The organism is Paenibacillus aquistagni (assembly GCF_900177815.1).
In the GTDB taxonomy this organism is placed as follows: domain Bacteria; phylum Bacillota; class Bacilli; order Paenibacillales; family Paenibacillaceae; genus Paenibacillus_B; species Paenibacillus_B aquistagni.
The window spans coordinates 482,375-504,613 of record NZ_FXAZ01000003.1 but is presented as its reverse complement, the minus strand read 5'-3'; the positions used below and the strand labels follow the sequence as shown (position 1 = coordinate 504,613).

Below are 22,239 nucleotides of genomic sequence, written 5' to 3'. Positions count from 1 at the left end.
GCTTCACATGTTCATGTCTATATTTCGTTTATGGGGATTGCATAAATAAGAGCTTCCAGCGTTAAAGAGACAGCGCTTAAGTAACTGCATACGCGGTTACCGATGCCTGCGGCGCCGAAAGCGCCGCCAGCGACGTTTACATCGCGCCGCCCACCACATAGGGGATGCGGCGCCAATCATCCCGTGCACTCAAGTGCAGCACAAGGACGGTTTCCTCAGCCTGCTTGGCTTCCTGCAGCTCAATCACAGCCTGCTCTTGCTCCTTCACACTATGCGTGTCCAGCACCTTGCAATTCACATCATATCCAGATGCCATTCGCATGACGATTGGAAGGGTTGCATCACGAGAATGACGATCCACAATCGTAAACTGCAGCCTTCTCCCCTTCAGCCAGGCAAACCAACAATAGGCGCGTATCACCCATTCCATATGCCGTTCATCATTGTGCGTGACCAGCACGACATGCATCCAAGGCGTAGGCTGATCCTTGTATAACGTCCTTCGCAGCAGATGCATGAGATGAACAGCCGCCACCGCCAACCCATAGCATCCCACAATCCATAATAGCGTTGTGATCATGCGGCCCACCTCCTTATTACCAAGTGTATGCCGCAATATGTGCTACGGTGACGGACAAGCGTCGTCAAATTTCAACTTTTTTTCTTACAGCGTGACCCATCCATTTTTGATCGAATTAATAACGGCTTGGGTACGATCGTCTACTTCCATCTTCTGCAAGATGCTGCTGACATGGTTCTTCACCGTCTTCTCGCTGATAAACAGAAACTCGCCGATCATCTTGTTGCTTTTCCCTTCGGCCATCAAGCGCAGCACCTCAGCCTCGCGGCGTGTAAGCGGGCTTTCTGTCGGATTCAGACGAACACCAGACTGCTCTCTTGCGTATTGCTCCTCCATCGTGCCTCTATCATCAAGGATGGTCATACGGCGCAGCTGTGTGATGAGCTTGCCTGTCACCTTTGGATGAATATAAGCGTATCCGCCTACAACGGAACGGATCGCATTGATCAAAGATTCCGCTTCCATATCTTTCAACAAGTAACCAGAGGCCCCTTTGCGAAGAGTCTCGAATACGTAGCTCTCATCATCATGAATGGACAGAATGAGGACTTTGACATCTGGAAAGATATCTCTCATCCGTTCTGTAGCGATAACGCCATTCTCAACAGGCATATTAATGTCCATCAGAACAACATCCGGGACATCATAATTGCAGAACTCCAGAACCTGTATGCCATCGCCGCATTCACCGATAACTTCCAGATCATCTTCCATATTCAATATACGCTTTAAGCCCTCGCGAAAGAGCTGATGATCGTCAGCTAGGAGCACTCTGATCTTCTTCTCCGTCTTACGATTCTCCATCTGTTAACACCTCTCTCCTGTCCACGTTCGTCGGAATAAGAATCACAATTTGTGTACCCTCATTCTCGTTGGAGTGGATCTCCATCTGGCCTTCAAGCAAATCAACCCGCTCTCGCATGCCGAGCAAGCCAAAGTGCGACTGTTCCTTCGCCTTTAGCTCAAGTGAATTCACATTGAAGCCAGTACCATTATCTTCAATAACAAGACGAATCTCGTCTTGATCATATGTAAGCCTGCAAGCCACATAAGTCGGATTCGCATGCTTCGCAGAATTCGTAAATGCTTCTTGAACCAAGCGGAACACGGCAGTCTCCATCGCAGACCGCAATCTTCGTTCCATGCCCTTGATCTCCAAGGACGAGCGGATCTTGAACTTATCTTCAAAGTCTTGTACAAACTTGCGCAAAGTTGGAATGAGCCCCAGATCGTCAAGCGCCATCGGACGAAGGTTGAAGATGGTTTTGCGAATCTCTTCAAGTCCTGTTCTTACCTGCGACTTCAAGTCGACGACTTCATGCTGCACCATTCCATATTCCTGCTTCGCCATCATGCGTTCGATGATTTCTGTTCGAAGCACTACATTCGCAAGCGACTGGGCAGGGCCGTCATGAATCTCTCTGGCAATGCGCTTGCGTTCTTCTTCCTGCGCCAATATAATCTTGAGCCCAATCATCTGCCGATTCTTGGCAGACTCTATAATGCGTGTGACCTGAGACAGGTCCCCAGACAAATATTCAAGCGCTACATTCATCTGAGAACCAATGGTCTCGGCACGTTCGATCGACAACTCCACATGCTTCAAGCGCTTCTGCAAATCATCGCGCCTAGAGCGCATATGACTTTCCTTTTCCCGGTAGATCATGAGCTCCACTTGAATATGTGTCGCCCGCTCGTAAGCCTGTTTGCTGTCTTCTTCGGAATACTTGTTGAAGTCGCGGCTTACTTCCGTCAAACGCAGACGAGCCAATCGGAACTTGCGCTCCAGCTCGTCCACCTTATCAATGATCTGTTCCATCTCCTTATGAAGCTCCTGCATCTGATACTGCAGTGTAGCCGCTTCATTGCGAGAGGAATCCAGGATCTCAAATATTTGATATTTGCTGTCTTCCATCACTTCGATCGCATTCTTAATCACGCGATCAATGACAACAAGCTGATTCTCCACGAATGGTCCGTCTCCTTGTACGTAAAGGATGATACAATTTACAATTTACTCTTTACCCTTTATCATACCACATCAACGGATTGTTATGGACTTCGTCTTTTGATCCCAATTTACAATTAGTCCAATTTGTTCGGAAACCAAACGAAGTGGGACCAACGTCCTATTCGAACGGATGATCGGCGCCACATCAGATGCGACTCGTTTCCCATTATTGAGATATTCCTTCGCGTTCACTGTTAATTCCAAGTATCGGTCCCCGCGAAGTACGGTTACTTTTTTCTGCTGACCATTCCAAGCTGTCTCGCCGCCAAAGGCATCCAATATTACTCGAACGGGAACGTAAGTCGAGCCATTCAGCACAATTGGAGCAACATCAAGGCGCTTCTCTTTTCCATTTACGACCGCAGCACGGCTGTTGACCGTAAGCTTCATATCCGCCTTCGGCAAATTCGCGGCTCCGCCCGCAGGCATCGTAGCACGAATGCGGTCAAAGGCTACTTCTCCTTTGGCTGCACGCTCATCCTGGCCATCCTTAAGGTTGACCACATAGAGGCGCTTCAAGGATAACGAACCTGTCGCTCCAAGAGAGGAAGTATCCATCTCAAGCGTCTTCCAGCCTGACCAATCGATATATTTGGCAACATCGGTGACATGCGACTTCCCATTTGCGTCAATAAACTCCGCTCTCAGCCAGTTCAAGCTGTTGTCTCCATAAATATCCAGCTTCACTGAGGTTGGAAGTCCGCCCATTGGAATGCCTTTGCCGTTGTTGAACAGCGCATAGGCGAATTTGTTGTCGCTGCCGGCCGTCATATCATAGTTCAGCTTCACAACTTTGTCCTGAGCCGTCTTGCCGTCATAATTGCCGACAATGGCTGCTTGACCCTTGGTTACATCCTTCGGCAACGAAGTAAATCCTACCGTTGTGCCCGTGCCGTTGAAGTCCTCAACAAGCTGTTCTGAACTCACGGTAAGCGGGATCATCGTACGAAGGCCATCATAGCTTGCAAAGGCATAGCCAATCGATGCACCAGCAGGTACGGAATTTACGGTCAAGGTGCCATCCTTCACACTGCCCTCGAACCCTTTCAGCTCCCATTTGACCGATTCATTCGGCAATGTGCCTACTGATCCATCCTTCAGCTTCACCTTCACTTGGAGCTTCACGCTTGCTCCTGCTGTCAGGGGAGCCGAGCTTGCATTCATATAGAGTTGATCGATCTGGCTAGCGCCGATTACCTCGACTTCTTTCTTTGCTGTCGCACTGCCCGACTTGCCTATAACTTGGGAGGAGCCTGCACGCTTCGCAACAAAGCTGCTGCCATTCCATGCTAATACATCATTGGATGCGCTCCAGCTCATATTCACGTTTCCAGCGTCTACAGGGTTGTAGTACTCGTCATACGCCTTCGTTGAATAGGTCGCTTGCTGCCCAATATACAGCTTGGTGCTTCCGGATAGCACCATGCCTTTTACGGCACCCTGCGGAGCCGTAGTATACACACCAAGCCCATTGACGACTTGACGCTGTGTCGTTCCGTACTCCGTGTTAAACGATAGTACATTACTCGTCTCGGCAAGCGGACGATGCACCATCGTTGTAGAACCGCCGCCATCGAGGTTGACTGCCTTCCATACGCCTGCCTGGACAAGCGCCTGCTGCATCTCCTTCAGCGTCAAGCCTGCACTGTAATCATTTTTCTCCACGGTGATGATGTAGGCATAGCGTCCGTCCTTCGAATAGCCAACGGCTGTACGCGCACGGGCACTGCTGCCACTGATCGAGTTTGTATCCCGTGTAAAGCCTGAGGCTTTGCCATTCTCCACGAGCAGTGTATGGCCGCCAATCATCATTTGGAAGCTGTCTGGATCGACCAGTTTCCCCGATGTTTGGGACACCAGTCGATAATCTGTGCTGACTTGCATTCCCACCTGCATATGCTCACGCATGTATGAAGCAGCAGTTCCATGGCCGCGGAGGATATATCCCTCCTCTGGGGCAGACGCCTTAATCGATGCCTTATCGGAAAACTCCTCGACCACGCCATTGCGCACAAGCACCTCAGTTGGCGTCGTCGAGCTGTTGATAGGACGATCTTGATTCTTCCATGAACTGGTATAAATATACATCGCATTCACATGACTGTATTGCTTGTCTGGCTCTGTCATATAAGCCGATTGATTGATTCCTGCCAGTTCGAAGCTCGACCCATCTTCGGAAGTCACCTTGCCTTGAAAACGGTACTCATCAATAACCGGCTGATTTGATTTGGTTACACCAAATGCGTACATGCCCTTCAAGGCTGAAGGGCTGGAGATGACCGTTCCCCCGGAAATCTCCGGACCGAGCGGCGCACCTTCTTTATCCATTGCAAAATAGTCCCCGTTCACGGCTGCCACTGCACCCGTTTCTTTCGCCATGCCGCCAACCGATTGACGCGCATTTAGCTTGCCGCCAGTCCCCGTCATCGTATCAAGCTTCAAGTATGGATTTTGCAGATCAGCCTGAACCATGTTTAGATTGGCCTTGACCTGCTTGCCGCTGCGCGTTGTCGTATATTGATACTTCAAGAGCTTGGCTCCAGAAGTAATGATCTCTTCCCCTACTTTGACTAAGCCCGTAGCTGCACGAGTCTCAGATGCTGACAGAAGCTTGCCATCGGCATGTACAACATGTCCCATTCCAAAGAAAGGAGACATGAGCATCGTCCCCGTCAACAGCATGATCAGCCACTTGGACCGCTTTGCTGCAGCACGTTTGGATCCACTTGATGATTTCATTTGTTTCATTTCCTCTGCTTCACTCCCCATGATGTTTGCTCCTATTGGTCAGGCAGCAACAATTCCATAATGAAAACAACATCAGGACAGCAAGATTCCCCCTGTCCCCTCTCTGACTCACATATGCATATGAACGCATAAACATAATAGACTGATAGATTCACTATGTGTATAGACTCTTTTTAATAGGGAAAAGTTTCGCTTTATACCAATACAATTCATGGAGATTTAGACTTTTTATCGTGAAGAGAAGCGTTGCTAGAGCACGAAAGCGGCAATAGGCGAGGACTCTACCATCGTAAACAATAGCTTTGCATCGAGCTGAATGTTCTTTCATAAACATTTAAAATTTTAAATTTTATTAGCAAAGAGACGTTCCTAGATGGTGGTCATTCTTTTAAGACTGACCCTGTAAACCTTCTATTCACATGCGCTCTGCGATGATCATTAGAGGACATTAACCAGAATATATCTTTTTACGAATATTGTGAAGCCATAGTTTAGTAGATCGAGGGAAAAATACCATAGAAAATATTGGTATATTTATGGAATCGACAATAAGTACGCGTTATTTCGGGGATTTTCCTAATATTCTGTAAAAAGATAATGGCTTCAATTATTTGCAGATCCTTTTTTATTTTCCATTTTCAAGATTCCTCGTGGCACACCTATAAATGGAGGTTCTCAACACCGTTCAACTGCACTGCGATTACGTTCTTTTCTATGAGTGCAATGTAAAAAGGCCGACAGTGCATACCTCAGGCTCGTCACTTATGCAAGCGCGAATCCTCAAGAGCAGCTCTGTCGACCACTTTGTTTATCTGTCATTCTAATCTTTTATTTCTTCGAAGCTACATGTACTCCACATACTCAAGCAAACGCTTGACCATGACTACGGCTTGCGCTCGCGTCGCATTCTGTCGAGGCCCGAAGGTGTTGTTCGTAAGGCCCTGGATGATGCCAGCTTCCATCGACTTCGCCACAGCATCTTGGGAAGAGGTGCTGATCTTATTGCGGTCGGTGAAGCTAGCCATCCATTGGCTGACTGGACGAGATAGCTGAATATTATTGCCGGTATGAATAAGCGTTCGATTCATCATCAGCGCAATTTGCTCTCGAGTAATCAAGCTGTTCGGCTTGAACGTTCCGTCCGCGTGGCCAGAAATAATGCCTGCCTTCACTGCCGCTCCGATATATGGAGCCGCTGTGGAGCTGGCGGATACGTCCTTAAAGCGCTTAGAGGCGTCTAGATCGCCGTCTAAGCCAATTCCTTTGGCAATCAGCACAGCAAAGTCTGCGCGTGTAATAGACTTGTTAGGCTCGAATCTAGAGCCTGTCAGCGCATCGGCGATAAATCGTCCGGATAACGCTTGAATATCATTCATTCCCCAGTGACCGCTAATATCGGTAAAATACTGGCTGCTGCGGGCAAGCGCAATCGCACTGCTGCCTGTCAACACGCTGTTCACTACCTGTGAGCCGCTTTGACTTTTTACATGAGTGGGAACATAAGCAATCTTGCTATTAATCGTTGGATTCTGACGCACGACCGCAATGTCGCTGCCTGAGATGGAACGTCCCGTCTGATAGCTGATATGCGTCTTCGCTGTAACGGTTGTTTCTTTGCCTGAGCCTGCATAAGCTGTCAGGTTGAACATAACGGGCTCTACCAGCGTGGTACCATTCACCATGCGGATGCCATTCATCAGCCCAGATGCATCACGCGAGGACTGCCGCTCGATCTGGAATAACAGCGTTGTGCTGTTGCTTGCGCTGAGCAGTTGACGACGAATATCGTTGAACGGAATATCGTTCAGCTTAATGGAATACAGCCAGTCCCCGTAGCGCACGCCTACTTTTAGATCTCCATTTTTACGAACCATGTCCTCCAGCGTCTTCAAGTTGATGGCTACCATGGCCGCTTTCTCATCAGCACTCAGATCTAATGCCACCACTTCCGAAGATTCCTTTGTTGCATAATCCAGAACCTTAGTCCAATCGTCGCTATTGATGTTGTATCGGTTCACATATTGTCCGCTAATCGAACGATCGGTTAGCTTGCTTGCAACAACCGTGTCGACCAACAGTACATCTTGCAGAAAGTCTTGCCAATCCGCATCGTGGACATAATCCAAGACGGCCCCAGATGACGAGCCACTACCTGATCCTGAGCTGCTGCTATACTCTACCTTTTGATTGGAGAAACTCTTGACTTTGTTCCCCGTCGTGTCCATTAACCCCTTTGATCCTGGGGCGCTATAGGAGATCACTACCGTCTGGTTCCAGTCCATATTCTGAGTCAGTGTGATGATAACCTGTGTATTGTTCACTTGGACATTGGAGATCGCTTGCGTTCTGTTATTTGCTTTAACGTTAAAATAGTTTTTCGACGGCACAGAGCCGTAATCCATTGATCTCGACATATCTAATGTTATGATATTGTCTCTATATGTAGCCTTGTCTACATAAGGCAGATCTGAATCCTTGACAACACCTGCGTCAACAAGACTAAACCCTGCAGCTGGATTACCGTTCAAGTCAACAATTCGCTTAGGACCAGGCACATAGGATACCGTGACCCTATCCGCTAAGTTGGATACGCTTGATGCTAAGGTGAGAATCACCATGTTGCTTTTTACTTCAACTTTGTTTACGAACACTGCCTTTTCATTTACGAGTACAGAATAGTGACTTTTCATCGGCAAAAAGAGTTCGTGCTCATTTAAGCCCTCGTTGTAGAACAAGGTTAGCTTTGTACCACCTACTCGTGATGACTCCAATATCGGAGGCTTCGTATCCACGCTATTACGAACAAACACAGGACCAAAACCTATAATGGGCGCATTGTTCCGATCTCTAATCGGATAAGAGCCCGGCTTATATTGGACTTTGATGACTTGTCCGTCCGTAACCTCTTGCTCTAAGTTGATCACGATATTAAAGCCAGAGACCAGCGCTTCTTTCAAGCGCGCAGTATTGCCATCCACCGTAACGGTAAACTGGGATACGCCGCGATTGTCCATTGGAAGCATTTCATCGCTGAAGGTCATCTGAATGACTTTTCCAGTAACCGATGAGCTTGTAATTTTATTCATAAAGTCTTCAACCGTATTCGATACATCGCGGTTAGAGAACGCAGGTGCGCGATTGCCGCTTAAGTCCTTAATCGGCTTGCTTCCTGGATAATACGTCACTTTTATCACTTGGCCAATGGCAACGCCGCTTTCAAGATAGACCTGAACATTCTTGCCTACGACTACTGCTGCTACTAAAGGACGCTCCTCATTATTAACAATTATCTTGAAGTCATCCTTGGATGGAATGCTGGACGGATCCAACTGCTCGTTATAACGCAGCTCCACCATATTGGTTTTTGCCATAAAAATAGATTCCAGTACTGGAGCAGATGTATCTGCTGCACTAGTGGTAACTGCACCCTTAATTGTATCCTTTGTTGTGGCTATCGATTCTATGCTTGTTGTAGATTCCTTGGCAAGCACAGGCACCGTCCAAGCTCCCTGAATCATAAGCAGAGCGGCGACGGATGCTGCTATTCCTTGTTTGAATCTCATCTGTATTCACCCTTCCGTTCTAAGACACACTTACTCTTATTTGTCGGATGGATAAGCCTATTTTTTTATAGAAAACCTGTTTTTCCTTTTCCTTGAATTTACATGAATCACAATATGCAGGGTTTTACTCTTTGAGATAATACGTCCCTGGAGGGAATTTAGTAGTCTGCTTATCTCTATTCAAATGATAAACCCCTGCTCCGTGATGGAAACAGGGGTTGTAAATGACACCTATATAATAGCTTCGCTTTAATTATAGACCTGCTTGTGTACGAAGGGCATCTGCCTTGTCCACATTCTCCCAAGGAAGCTCTACATCTGTACGGCCAAAGTGTCCGTAAGCTGCTGTCTGCTTGTAGATTGGGCGACGAAGATCCAGCATCTTGATGATGCCTGCTGGGCGAAGGTCAAAGTTCTCTTTGATCAGCTCCACGAGCTTCTCTTCTGCGACTTTGCCTGTACCATACGTATCCACGTTGATGGATACCGGGCTTGCTACACCAATGGCATAAGCCAATTGGATTTCGCACTTGTCTGCCAAGCCAGCTGCAACGATGTTCTTCGCTACATAGCGAGCTGCGTATGCTGCTGAACGGTCTACCTTAGTCGGATCCTTACCGGAGAAAGCGCCGCCGCCATGACGAGCATAGCCGCCATATGTGTCAACGATAATCTTACGGCCTGTAAGACCCGCATCCCCTTGAGGACCACCGATTACAAAGCGGCCTGTTGGGTTAATGAAATATTTGGTCTGTTCATCCAGCCATTCTGCTGGTACAACAGGAGCAATAACATGTTCACGAATATCCTTTTGGATTTGTTCCAGTGTTGCTTCTTCCGCATGCTGTGTCGACACAACAATCGTATCAATGCGAACAGGCTTGCCATCCTGATATTCAACGGTAACTTGTGTCTTGCCATCTGGACGAAGGTAGCCAAGTGTACCGTTTTTGCGCACTTCTGCCAAGCGGCGAGAAATACGGTGAGATAACGCGATCGGGAGCGGCATCAATTCAGGTGTCTCGTTGGTCGCAAAACCAAACATCAAACCTTGGTCACCTGCGCCGATGTTCTCCTTCTCATTCTTAATATCTTCTTCTGTGCGGGTTTCAAGCCCTTCATTAACCCCTTGAGCGATATCTGGTGATTGTTCGTTCAAAGATGTTAACACCGCACAAGTGTTATAGTCGAATCCATATTTCGCACGTGTATAACCGATCTCTTTGATCGTGTTACGAACGATGGATGGAATATCAACATAATCGGCTGTGGTGCTGATCTCACCAATAACAAGCACTAGGCCTGTTGCTACGGAAACCTCGCACGCTACCCGTGCATTCGGGTCATTTGCCAGAAAGGCGTCCAATACCGCATCTGAAATCTGGTCACAGATCTTATCTGGATGTCCTTCAGTGACGGATTCGGAAGTAAACAAGTGGCGTCCTTTAATAGACAATTGGACTCAACCTCCCATACCATAATGTGACTCTCTCTATGGAAAGTCTAGACAAAAAACGAACCTTTTCCCTATTGGAAAAGGTTGTTATACCAGCCTTCGAGAAAACATATTACTGTATTTGTCAAGCTGTGTCAATCAATGAATTCTAAAATATGCTGGAAAATGATTGCACATTTTCTTTACAATTCTGTGTCACGATGAAAGGATTGTTCGGCTTGGGCAATAAGACGCTTAGTAATTTCTCCGCCAACCGATCCTGTTTGTCGTGAAGTCATATGTCCCCAACTGTCATGCCCCTTAGATGAGTAGGCAGTTGAAGCATACTCCCCGAAGTCTGATCCAAATTCCGTATCACTAAATCCCGTTCCTACTCGCTGATGCGATACCGGTAAACCCAACTCTGCTGCAATCTCATATTTCATTTGATAAAGCGCATCCTTACTCGCCGGAACTAATTTCTTTTTATTATTCGCCATGACTTCATTCCTCCTTATAAAAAATGCTGGTGAACTTAGTATGTTCCTGTCGCTCAATCGCACCCGAAGGAAATCCTGTGTATGCTGACAAAAAGAAGAAGCGACCTAATATGGCCGCTTCTTTTGCATTACAATACTTACTTCTGACTTATCAATAGACTTGTCGTGTTTCCCTTTTTTCGTTGCATACTCTCACGTTCATTCGAGCATCCTAACAGCAATAAATACTGACTTTGTTATCCATTGTTATCTTGCGTCCACACTTTGTTCATACTGTCAGCTTCAGCTTGTAACGTTACAGCTAACCTCAAACATCAGGCACGCAGTGTAGTGATGGACTAAGCATTCTTTACAAAGGAGCCATGAATTTTACTTACTGGTTTTCTGAATCTCATAACCGCCGCGAACCATAACGACAACACTGTTTTTAACCGTATCTTTCGCTATAATGCCGCGTCCTTCACGAGGGAACATCAGCAAGTGGTTGGTCGGAGCATCTGTGCCGTTCGCCAGATCAGCTCCCGCTGTCAGGTCAGACACCCCATTCGCATCGGAGCTATAGATTGCTGCCTTGCCGGCTCGAATGACGAACTCAGCTCCCGCCTTAGCTACAAGCTGCTGCCCTGGCTTGATCGTCACGATCTCCATAGCTGTGTCAGCTGAGCTCCCACCTTCACTACCGCCAGTGCTGCCTCCTGTGTTGCCTGAGCCCGAGTTATTGCCTCCGCTACCTGTACCACCTTGCTGCTTCGCAATCTCCTCTTGCACGAGCTTCTTGATCTGTGTATCGACATAGCTCTTCGTTACCAAAGGGTCTTGAGAGTCACCGGGTTGGGCACTACTGTTTGATACGTAGAATGAACCTATCACTACAACGACAAAGAAAGACGCTACAGATAATTTCTTAACAATTTTCTTCTTCATTTTTCTAACCTTTCATTTTTAGTCTTCGACATGAAAACTGCTGACATAGTGAGTCAATAGTAACTTCTTAGCGTTGTTTACTTCCTCGTAAATATTAAATGTAAATCCATTATAAATGACGTCACTCATGGCAGGATCATTAATATCCATAACCTCTTTTATTTTTTCACCAACATTTAAACCATTATTAGCTTCTCCAAGGCTATAGGTTTTGGCGAATTTCTTCCCATTATATTCTATTTCCAAAACGAGTTTTCTTTGATTTAATATCTCATTAAATGGATTATATTGAGATAGGTTATACTCAAAATTAAATTGAACTTGCCCATTGTTGTTTGTTTTCGTGTTTATTGAATTGATTTTAAAAGTATAAGGTCTTAGCTCTAAAGGCACGAATAGGGAAGCTAACTTATCTTGATCATCTGCCAATCCCAATTTTGCTGCGTTGACCATACTATCGGCCTTTGCTGTTCCAAGTGTGTATTTCCCTTCTGCTATTCCTTGACCAACCAATAATTTCAAATCTTTTGCTTTAATTGAGCTTGGAACTTCAGCTGTAACTGCAATCAGATTTACTCCTGACGGAGAAATAGGAGTATCAGATAAAGTAATTTTCGCCGGTATTAGCAACCCTGCTTCTGACATATAAAATGCGACAACATTTGGCAACATCGAATATCTATTGCCTATATTTTTGTACGCAAGCAAAGATTGAATAGTGTTATTATTGTTCCCTACAAAGGTATTAGTCTCCAGTACTTTAAGCTCAGCCTTTACACCAGGCTGGTCCAATGTGTAAGCTGACGTTGATAATGGATCATAAGTTGGCAATACCGCGGTTTGTGTATCCAATGTAAAGTTAGCAATTGTATTCTTAGATTTTCCATCTATTTTCTCTGTGAGTTGCATTCTCATTTTGTCAAATTTAGCTTGGTTAGATACTTTTGTTGTAACAACAAGTTTTGCAGATTCTCCTGGCTTTAATGCTAATGTTTCTTCAACTTTTAAAATATGAACATCTTTCTCATCATTCTTTATGCCATTCATCCAAGTACTTATGCCAAGATCAAGCATTGGCTGTGTGCTGCTTCCGGTATTTTTCACTGTAATGGTTGAATTGACAATATCATTTGTATCCCAAGGAACTCGTTCGAAATCCTCAACTTTAATTTCATAAGTTCCTTGCTTATTAATATAAGTAGTCTTTGGTTCTTTAGAAATCTCAGTTGTATTTTTTAGACTTAACTGCGCTAATAAGTAATCATTTCTCTTGTTTTCTTCAGGTTTTTTTCTAATCGCCAACTTTAGTTGATCAAGATTTGCGTCTGAAGGTATAGACGCTTTCAGAGTAAATTCCTGCTTTATTCCAGGAAGTAGCTCTCCAGTTGTCTCCTCCTTTTCAAAGGGATATGAGGATAAGTTGTTTGTTAATAACTCATACTGAAAATCAGGAATTTTAACTGCCTTTTTCCCCTTATTGAGCATAGTAAAATTAATGGTTATATTGTTATATTCTGAGTTGCTATCGATTAGCATGTCTGTAGTCGTGATCTCAATCGGTTGATTATCAACTGTTTGTGTATATGGCTTTCCTGCTGCAGTAACAGTATTTTTTACATCACGAATCATCAATGCATAAGAAGCTACTGGAATTTTTAATTTTACTTCCGACCCTTGTTCTTCCGAAATAAATAGTTGATAATGGCTTGCTTTGATATCATTTGGCAGTTTCGCATAAAAGTTTACCTTAATCTTTTCGTTTGGCTGTACACTTATATCTCCTGCATCCGGTTCTAACTCAAAATATTGATTTGTATTGGTTTTAATGTAATATTTATAATTTTCAATTTGTGCTGTACTTTCTCCTGTATTATGAACATACATCGAAACCATCGCCTCTATGTTATTGCCTGTTTTAACCAACTGTAATGCGGAAGCTGTTGTAACGATGGAATTGGAGCCTAGATTAAGCGTTCTATTCTTCCCTATAGGTGTAACATTAGAGTAATTTTTCGGAATTTGAATAGATCCGATATTTTTTTCGAATCCTGGCTGTGAAAAATCCCATTTAATCACACTTAGAGATAAGTTGTATAGATTTAGTTTTGGATTCACTTTACTGTAAATTTTGAATGTTTTTTTTGTTTTTGGAGAAATTAGATTGTCCTTCTTTTCTGATATACCTTGTAATTGAATAGAGTATTTTTCACCAGTATTCGATTTAATATTAAACCAATAATCCATCAAGTTTAAGCTACTGCTACCATTATTATGTACAGTTACTGTAAAGTATACATACTTGTCACCTTCAACATGGTAGAATTGCGCATCATTTACTTCAATATATGCATTTGAATTAAACGAAACTTTTTTCAAAACTGGTAAAGAATAATTCATCTGAGAGTTATTTGTTGTATTCTTCGCTTGAGCTGATACTAGTGGCACATCAACAGCTGTCCATAGTGAAGAGATTAATGATACCGATAGTAATACAGATATCCATTTCTTTTTACCCGCCATGTAATTGTTGCTCCTTCTCTTATACTTTAATCTAATGGTAATCGTTTGACCGATAATAGTGAAGTTAAAATAATTTAATAAATCTCACACATTCTGTAATATAAAAAGGATCTGCTCAAAGAGCAGATCCTTTCATCAATCGATTGTTGTTGTAATATACAATTATTATTCTACTACAACTTTTACAGTTTGAGATTGACCATTGATTGTGAAGACAATGGAGAACTCTTGACCGCTAAGATTCTTTTCTGGCTTAGCAGAAATCAGAACACCAGTTGCTGCTCCACCGTTACCAGTCACACTTACTACATCAGTTGCATAGTTTGTAACAGTAGCAGTAACAAGACTTGTATATTGTGTAGCAGGAAGTTCTACACCATATTGGTCTTTTACTTTCAGGTTTTGAAGCAATTGACCAGCATTAGTGATGCTGCTTACAGTAAACACATTGCCATCTACTGCAGTAACTACGCCACCTTTATCTCCAACTTTAATCTCAGCTGCTTTAGGAGCTGCTTTAGATACTGTAACTTCTTTATTTACAATTTTTGGAGTTTCGGAAGCGTTAATAGTTACAGTTACGAGACCTTTAACTTCATTTTTGTCTCCGAAAGATACACTTTCAGCAACCAGTTTATTCGCGGAATTATATTCCAATCCATTAATGTTAGATACCACTGTGTATTCAGATGGAGACAACACTACTCTTTCTCCATTTGATTTTTGACCATAAACTTTCAATCCAACTTGATATTTGTCTTTGTAAGTAGCATCAACAACAGATTGATCAGCAATTGTTGCGATATCTTCTACTACATAGTCAGAAATATCTGCTTTATCAACAACGTTTACGTTGAAGGAATAAGTAGAGTTAGATTGTGCAACACCGTCTTTTACAAGTGTAAGATCGAAGGATGCAAATCCTTTCTTTTTACCTGTAAGAGTGATGGAACCATCTTTAGCAGTGATTGCAAGTCCACTGTGAGCGACATAGTCAATATTGTTGTTTTTCAATTCCAATGTGTAACCTGCACCAATCGCATCATTCATGGACATTTCACGGCCATATTGGTCTTGAATTTTAATTGTATCATTGTTCAACTTAGTTTCACCATTCACACCAACATTAGCGTTGAAGTCTTTAAGCCCACTAACAACTTGAGGGTATTTGGATTTTCTAACATCGAACAATACTTGAGATGAATTGCCGTTTGCTTTAACAATAGATGTCAAAGCAACTTTAGTATCTGCAGTTGTAGTAGGTGCAGTGTACTCAAGTACAAACTTGCCAGTAGCAGCATCCTTTTTGTAAGCAATAGTTCCTTGTGTTACGGATACAGTAACTTTATCATTAAGTGCTTTGTGAGATGTGATTTCGTTTCCTTCTTGGTCATATGCTGCGAAAGGAATTTTCACTGTTTCACCAGATGCTACTGTGTTTTCTGGATTTTGCAATGTGAATTTCGTTACAGTAGACGCCTTCTTCACATCTACATCGTAAGAATATTGCTTACCAGTACCAGTAGTAATTGCACGGAATGTTACTTTACCGTCAAATTTCAATTGGTTATTTGCAGGGTTTTTCAAAGCAACACCAAGGCTATCAAAGTTAGGTCCTACTTTATCAACAACATTTGGACGGTCTCCATAAGTTGTTGCTACAACAGAGATATCAGCAATAGTTGGGTTGCTGCTAGTGATGATCATACCATCTCTAGCTTCTGTTTTGCTCATTTTGTTTCCATATTGATCGTAAGCATCGAACAGAAGATAGTAAGTAGAGAAGTCAGAGTCAGTATTCAACTCTTTCTTATCAGCATTGTACAAGCCTTTGAACTCGATCTTATCAAGCATAGATTGAGTGCTAACAGTCAGGTTAGCTGTTACAGTTGTTGTGGAGTTTGTTTCAACACCAGTTACAACAATAGTCTCACCCAACACATATTTACCAACAGTAGCACCATTAATGCTATTGCTAATTGTCAGACGTCCATTGTTAGCTGACACGCTACCTTTGGATGCATTCCAGTTAATAGAAGCAGTGTTGGACATATCATCGCCGTATTGGTTAAGAACACGGTAACCAACCATCAAGTTGTCGAATGTTTTGTCTGCAGCAGCTTTATCACTCAACAATTCGATTTTCGTTACTTTTTCTGCTTCAACCTTGAAAGTTGTAGATACAGCTTTCTCGGAGGCACCAGAAATTGTCAAAGTGTATTCGCCCTCAAGCATTTTAGAACCAGTTTCGATTTGAATGCTTGTGTTGTCATCGGAGAATTTCACTTCTTTAGTTGTAATCGCGCTTGAACCACGTTTGATTTCTACTTTTGCTTTTGTAGTATCAACCGCACGAGTCAACGTCGCTTCTACTTTTTTAACACCTGTTGCTTTTGCTTCAACAGCAAGAGCTTTGAGGGTTACTTTAACATCGTAGGATTTACCTTTATGTTCAACTTTAATTGTAGTTTCTTGACCTTCAACGAGAGCTTTGTCAAGCGTTACTTTTTCAGTTTCGCCGTCAGTGAATTTAACTTCAACTGTTTTCTCGTCGATTGCTTTAGCGGACTCTACTTGAACAGAAGTTTGCTCACGAACATCGTAAGAAGCTTCTACCAAAGTAGCACGTTTAGCTGGAACGTTCCATTTGCCGTTTTCGGACCAGTCGAAGCCAGCGTCTTTAACAGCTTGAACCCAGCCGTAAGCCCACTTGGATACGCCTTCGATTGCTGCTGCGTCTTTAACTTCTTCAAGACCCAAAGCTGCACCGAAAGTTTTAGCCATTTGCTCACCTGTTACAGTGTCGTTGAAGTGGAACTTGCCATCAGCATAACCAGTGATCAAGTTTTCTTTTACAAGAGCTTCAACATATGGCTTAGCCCAGTGTTTGCTGTAGTTTTGATCTTTGAAGGAGTTGCCAGTGTTAACTGGAGCAAGATCCAAAGTCAAAGCCAATACTTTAGCAAATTGAGCACGTGTAGTTGTAGCGTTCAATTGTGGATCGTTGGATCCTGCGATGCCTGTGAAGATACCTTCTTTAACCAATGCATCGTATTTTTGTGTTGTTGTCAAATCGGAGCTAGCACCGAATGCTACGTTCGCGAACATGGAGAACGCCATAGCAACGGAGAGTAGCAAAGCTAATCTTTTCTTCATAACCTTTTTTTCTCCTCCTCTAAATTCCTTCGGTTGTTGAGAATTTTTCTTTGAAGACTGATAACCCATTTCCCTCATTCGCCGGTTCACCCCCTTCCAAAGAGTAGAGCGAAATGTATTCAAAATAAGTCTGCAACACGGTAATGCTACAGAAACTTGTAAACGAATGGTTCGGGATAATAGAGATATCTATGCCACTCTAGTCATTATACATGGGACAATGTCTAGCGTAAAGCATATTTTTGTGAAAAACAGGGAACAATAAAGAATTTTGGCGACTGTTTTTCAGCTTCATGATTATAAACGCAGTAGGCTCGAAAAAGTTGCGCTTGCTTTGAAATTATTTTCTTTTTTTCTGTACGCTGCTGTTGGCTTATAACATGACCTCTCTATTCGGTCTGCTATACATTATGTATGCTTCCGTGATCCACGCTCATAAGTATAGCGGTTAACCCTGCGATCGTCACCTCACAAAGGTTACCAATCGATGTAAATAATTCAGGCATATGGATAATTTGAATAAGAATTGCAATTCTATCAAAAAGATGTGTCATTCTTGCATGCAGCATGCAGGAAAGAGCTGAGCGTCGTCAGCTCATCCTCCTGCCCATTACCCTATATTTCCACCAACGAATCAACTGCTCACATCTTAGGCAGCTTCTTCGCGTCGATCATCACGCGTGCCATGAGAATCGCTGCATCTCCACGCAGCATATTCGCATCAGGATTAAACACCGCGCCACGAGATGGATCATTCGGATCTACCGGCACACCAGCAAGCAGCCCTTTCTTCGCAATCGCAAGAACAGACGGTCTTGCATAGTAGTTGATCTTGCTAGCATCTCGGAAGTACTTCTGCAGTCCTTTAAGCACCTTGTCAGGGTCGGTCTCCAGCTTCAGGTTCAATGCCTTCGCGACCATAACAGCGGCATCCTGTCTCGTAATCTGGAGATCGCCGCCGAAGTAGTTCGGTGCTACTCCTCGAACAATACCAAGACGAGCTGCAGTCTCAATATAGCGGTAATCCCACGTCGCATTCACATCGATCACCGGCGGAATGTACAGATCGTCAAAGTGCAGCTGGCCGTCATAGTTAAGCTTGAACTCCATGCCCTTCACAATAATACGCGTGAACTCTCCACGTGTGATATATTCACCTGTTCCAAAATAAGAGTTTGGCACACTTGCATTCATGACGCCTTTTGCATAGATCGTCTCGATAAAGTCGCGTCCATAGTTATGGTCAACGATATCTTCATAAGAGAAGCTGAGCTTCGCGACAACATAATAGCCGAATTGGTCAAATGGAACTGTCACGGTGTGCTTCTTCGGATCCACAACACCGCCAAGGTTCTCCCATTGGCCCATCTCAGGGTTAAAGCGCAGCACCGTAATCATTCTGCCGGTATCCTGAATCGTGCTAGGGTTATAACCCAGCGTCAACTTGCCTCGTTTGGAAGGAACAAGCTCTCTATCAATCATCCGCTTATGATAGGATTCGATTCCCTTCTCATTGCTCGACATCTGCACGGGATTATGGCCTTCTTTAATTGGGTCATATACCGTTGGTGTGCCAATATCATCGGCAAGACCAGGGTCCATCCAGAATACTTCACTCATCTTCACATACTGCTTAGGGAAGGAGCTGTCGAAGATAACACCAGCTTCCGCCATTTCATCATCATAGTTGGCTGGCACCGCCTCGAATTCAAAGCGGTCAACAATGCCATCCTTCGGATTGGCAATCGCGAAATAGATCATATTATCCGCATAGATCTGATTGTACAATGGATCAGCCTCATTGTAGTTGCGTCTAACAAGGCTTGTTCCTTTGTCGAAGCTAAGATTCAGTTTGCCTTCAAACAATTTGAAGGATTTGCTCATATCTTCAATATTCACTGCGCCTGGGATAATCGTCGGCACGTACTTCACAATGATCGTATCCTTGATGACATCATTACCGACATTTATGACAATATCGATCTTCGTGTCTTTGTTTGCCTTCAATCCCGTTACAATTGTACGGTAGGCATTCTCATAGACAATATCATCCACATAGAATGGCTTGTACGTTGATTTCGGAACTTCTTTCTTATTAATCGTTACTTTGTCAGCATTCTCGGACTGCAGAACAATCTCCACAAAGTTTTGGTTCACAACGCGTTTCTCAGGGATCGGCTTGATCAGATTATAAACATCAACAAGACGAATGACCTGCATTGGATACTCAGGACCCGTGATACCCCCGTTGTTCGACACCTTGAATCTCATGTTAAGCGGCGTGCCGTCAACCGGAAGCTGGATATCCTCAATAACAAAGATAAAGGACTGCTTTTCTTCATCGTAATAGACTTTCAAATTGTCAACTGGGTTGTTCGTACCGTTGTAAGGGACGCTTGAACCTTTCCACTGGTACAAGTCATTGCCGAGCGTCCATGTAATCGGCTTAGTCATATTCGGCATGCGAATCTGGAACATGAAGCTCGCAAGCTCATCTGGACTCATACCGGACAAGGTTGCTTCTACCGTTCCTTGGTCTTTGCCCAAATCGATAAAGTCAAAGGTACCGAAGACATTAAAGGACGTCTCCGATGTATAGTAGATACCGCCTTTTTCCGTAATAGCAGGATCATGCGGCTCCTGCTTCGTGATATACGGGTAGATTGGATCTGTATCTACAGCAGGAATGGACGGTGCGCCAGAAGAAATGATTGTAAAGGTCATCGTCGCTTCATAGCTCTGGTTATCCGTACGGTACACGAACTTCACTTTGTTGTCGCCGCCGATTGTCAACGCCCGAGCAGCTTCATCAATAATGTTCTGATTCGCTTGATCCAAGCCGAATTGGCTGTTGCGGCTTCCAGGCTTCAAAGGAATCTGCTTGTTATTTATATAGAAGAAAACATTTTGGCCTGTACCGCTGTATACGATGTTGCTTTCATTCGCTACGTTGTAAATCTCACCATTGAAGAAATCGAGATCTTCTACGATTTGCTTCGCTGCCGTAAACATATCAAGTCCCGGCGTCGACTGGGAGATCTTCATCCCATCATACACTTCATTGAACTTTACATAAGGTCCATACAGCAGTGTAATCGTTGCAGGGAATAGGGAGGTCGAGCCATTTGCCTTCAGGTTAAGCGTAAGCTTGCCCGTCTTCGGCAGTTTGTTCAGCGTGTAGACCACCTTGGTCATGCTCATAGACACACCATTAACCATGACCTGCTCTGTTGTCGCTGCGCCATTCAAGAAAGTAAGCTCTGCACCTGTCGTGCTCGGCAGCCCCACAATCGAATCGATTTGAATCAGATTCGCTGCATTGTTCACGTCACCGTTCACAACGAGGAACTCAATGGCTGCTGGCAGTGAGTAAATATCGGAACCATTAAGCGTTACCCCTTGCAAATTCAACACTTCGCCTACCGTCATGCCAGAAGAGTAGCCTTGAAGATAGCGAGCTTGATAAATATAAGGCTCACTTGCATTTTTCAACGTAAAATAAAAGGATTTCTCGCCTTGGCGAATATCTGCAGGGTCTGGAATAAACGGATCTACCTTAAGCGCCAGCTCATGTCGCTTATCAAACTGTGTCCCTGTTAGATTGAGCGTAAATTCATAAACCTCGTAGTGGCTCGTGGCAAGCGATGCATTGCGAGTGGCCGTTACCGGCGCTTCCGTGCCATTATCGAGCTTGTACTTAACATCAACCGTTGGAGGCACCGTTACCGTGTTGTCAATCGGCATAATGATGCGGCCTGTAACCTCTGGACTGCTGGCAACAAGTGTCGGGCTCTGAGACAGATCGACCTTGTTGTTGTTCTGATCCTTCATGGATACATCAAAGTAAGTGACTTTCTGATTATAAAAAGCAACTTCACGCGTTGTTTCTACAACCTGAGTGCCGTTATACACTTTGAACGTAATAATGTTCTTCCCTAGCATAAGCTTCGTCGAGGAAGAGAAGAACCGCCAGCCTGCTGACTCCGTGACATTGTATGTCTTGGAGTTGCCGTTGACGATTACCTGCACCTTGTCAGAGTTAGGAGCAACACCTTTAATGGTTACATTCGCTTCCGTTGCGCCTTTGGTCGTGGAAGAATACACGACTGTCACTTCATTCTCAGCGATCGGGAACGTATTCCCGGACAAGGAAATCTCCAAATCATGCAGAGTCGGGCCATTCCGATACTCGACATAAAAGGTCTCCTGAATGACTGTAATCCCTTGATATCCTGTAAATACAATTCGGTTCAGACCTGGGTACAATTGAATATTATTAACCGTAATTCGGCCATCGTTCGCATTAATATTGCTCGTGATCCCCTCACGATAGTTATCATCAATAACCCGGTCGTTGTTCGTTACATTGTATACGCTGTAAGAAATATTGCTGCCGCTTACACCGTTCAATGTCCCTGTAAAGCTGGTAACAGCATCACGGGTTACACGTGCGCTGCTGATGCTCGTCGATTCATTATTAAATACAAAATTGCTTCCTGCTTTGACGCTGTCTGCATACGCTTGACCCGCAAAAGGAAGCGGCACCATGGCGACAATAATCACCATCACGAGCATCATTGATATGAATTTCCTCAATTGAAAAACCTCCTTGTTCGCTAGACCAGCCAAGCCTCCCTACGCTGTTTTCCACAACATAGCACTTACTCTTTCTATCGGAAGATTCGTAACAATAATGAATATCGCACTGGAAGTTTTGGTTAAGAAAATAGAGGAATAGGAAGGAATGCAAAAAAGCCCCTATCTCTCTACAAGTTAAGAGACAGGGACTATGACTTCATCAT

Annotated in this window: 11 protein-coding genes; all 11 read right to left on the bottom strand. The window is 44.1% G+C overall.

Annotated features, from left to right (window positions below):
- Positions 1 to 136: 136 nt before the first annotated feature.
- Positions 137 to 580 carry a glycosyltransferase gene (locus B9Y93_RS13610; RefSeq protein ID WP_085494957.1) on the bottom strand — a complete coding sequence of 148 codons (444 nt, stop codon included), beginning with the start codon at positions 578 to 580 and terminating at the stop codon, positions 137 to 139.
- Between the two features lie 84 nt (positions 581 to 664).
- A complete protein-coding gene (locus B9Y93_RS13605; RefSeq protein WP_085494956.1) occupies positions 665 to 1,384 on the bottom strand; it encodes a response regulator in 720 nt (239 codons plus the stop codon).
- Positions 1,371 to 2,549, bottom strand: coding sequence for a sensor histidine kinase (locus tag B9Y93_RS13600; protein ID WP_085494955.1), 1,179 nt, complete (start codon positions 2,547 to 2,549; stop codon positions 1,371 to 1,373). The genes B9Y93_RS13605 and B9Y93_RS13600 overlap by 14 nt, the downstream gene beginning before the upstream one ends.
- 72 nt (positions 2,550 to 2,621) lie before the next feature.
- Positions 2,622 to 5,360, bottom strand: coding sequence for a stalk domain-containing protein (locus B9Y93_RS13595; protein ID WP_085494954.1), 2,739 nt, complete (start codon positions 5,358 to 5,360; stop codon positions 2,622 to 2,624).
- An 821-nt stretch (positions 5,361 to 6,181) separates the two neighbouring features.
- Positions 6,182 to 8,902, bottom strand: a complete 2,721-nt coding sequence (locus tag B9Y93_RS13590; RefSeq protein WP_085494953.1) for a SwmB domain-containing protein — start codon at positions 8,900 to 8,902, stop codon at positions 6,182 to 6,184.
- Positions 8,903 to 9,155: 253 nt separating this feature from the next.
- Complete coding sequence (gene metK / locus B9Y93_RS13585) at positions 9,156 to 10,358, bottom strand: methionine adenosyltransferase (protein ID WP_085494952.1); 1,203 nt, start codon at positions 10,356 to 10,358, stop codon at positions 9,156 to 9,158.
- A gap of 182 nt (positions 10,359 to 10,540) precedes the next feature.
- The gene (locus B9Y93_RS13580; RefSeq protein ID WP_085494951.1) at positions 10,541 to 10,837 is read right to left on the bottom strand and encodes an alpha/beta-type small acid-soluble spore protein; all 297 of its coding nucleotides are present in this window, start codon (positions 10,835 to 10,837) and stop codon (positions 10,541 to 10,543) included.
- Positions 10,838 to 11,206: 369 nt separating this feature from the next.
- Entirely contained in the window at positions 11,207 to 11,761 is a 555-nt protein-coding gene (locus B9Y93_RS13575) for a hypothetical protein (protein WP_085494950.1), read from the bottom strand.
- An 18-nt stretch (positions 11,762 to 11,779) separates the two neighbouring features.
- The gene (locus tag B9Y93_RS13570; RefSeq protein ID WP_085494949.1) at positions 11,780 to 14,281 is read right to left on the bottom strand and encodes a COG1361 family protein; all 2,502 of its coding nucleotides are present in this window, start codon (positions 14,279 to 14,281) and stop codon (positions 11,780 to 11,782) included.
- 165 nt (positions 14,282 to 14,446) lie between these two features.
- On the bottom strand, positions 14,447 to 17,515 hold the full coding sequence (locus tag B9Y93_RS13565; protein WP_085494948.1) for an S-layer homology domain-containing protein: 3,069 nt from the start codon (positions 17,513 to 17,515) through the stop codon (positions 14,447 to 14,449).
- A 564-nt stretch (positions 17,516 to 18,079) separates the two neighbouring features.
- Positions 18,080 to 22,033, bottom strand: coding sequence for an S-layer homology domain-containing protein (locus B9Y93_RS13560; RefSeq protein ID WP_139829172.1), 3,954 nt, complete (start codon positions 22,031 to 22,033; stop codon positions 18,080 to 18,082).
- Between the last annotated feature and the right edge of the window lie 206 nt (positions 22,034 to 22,239).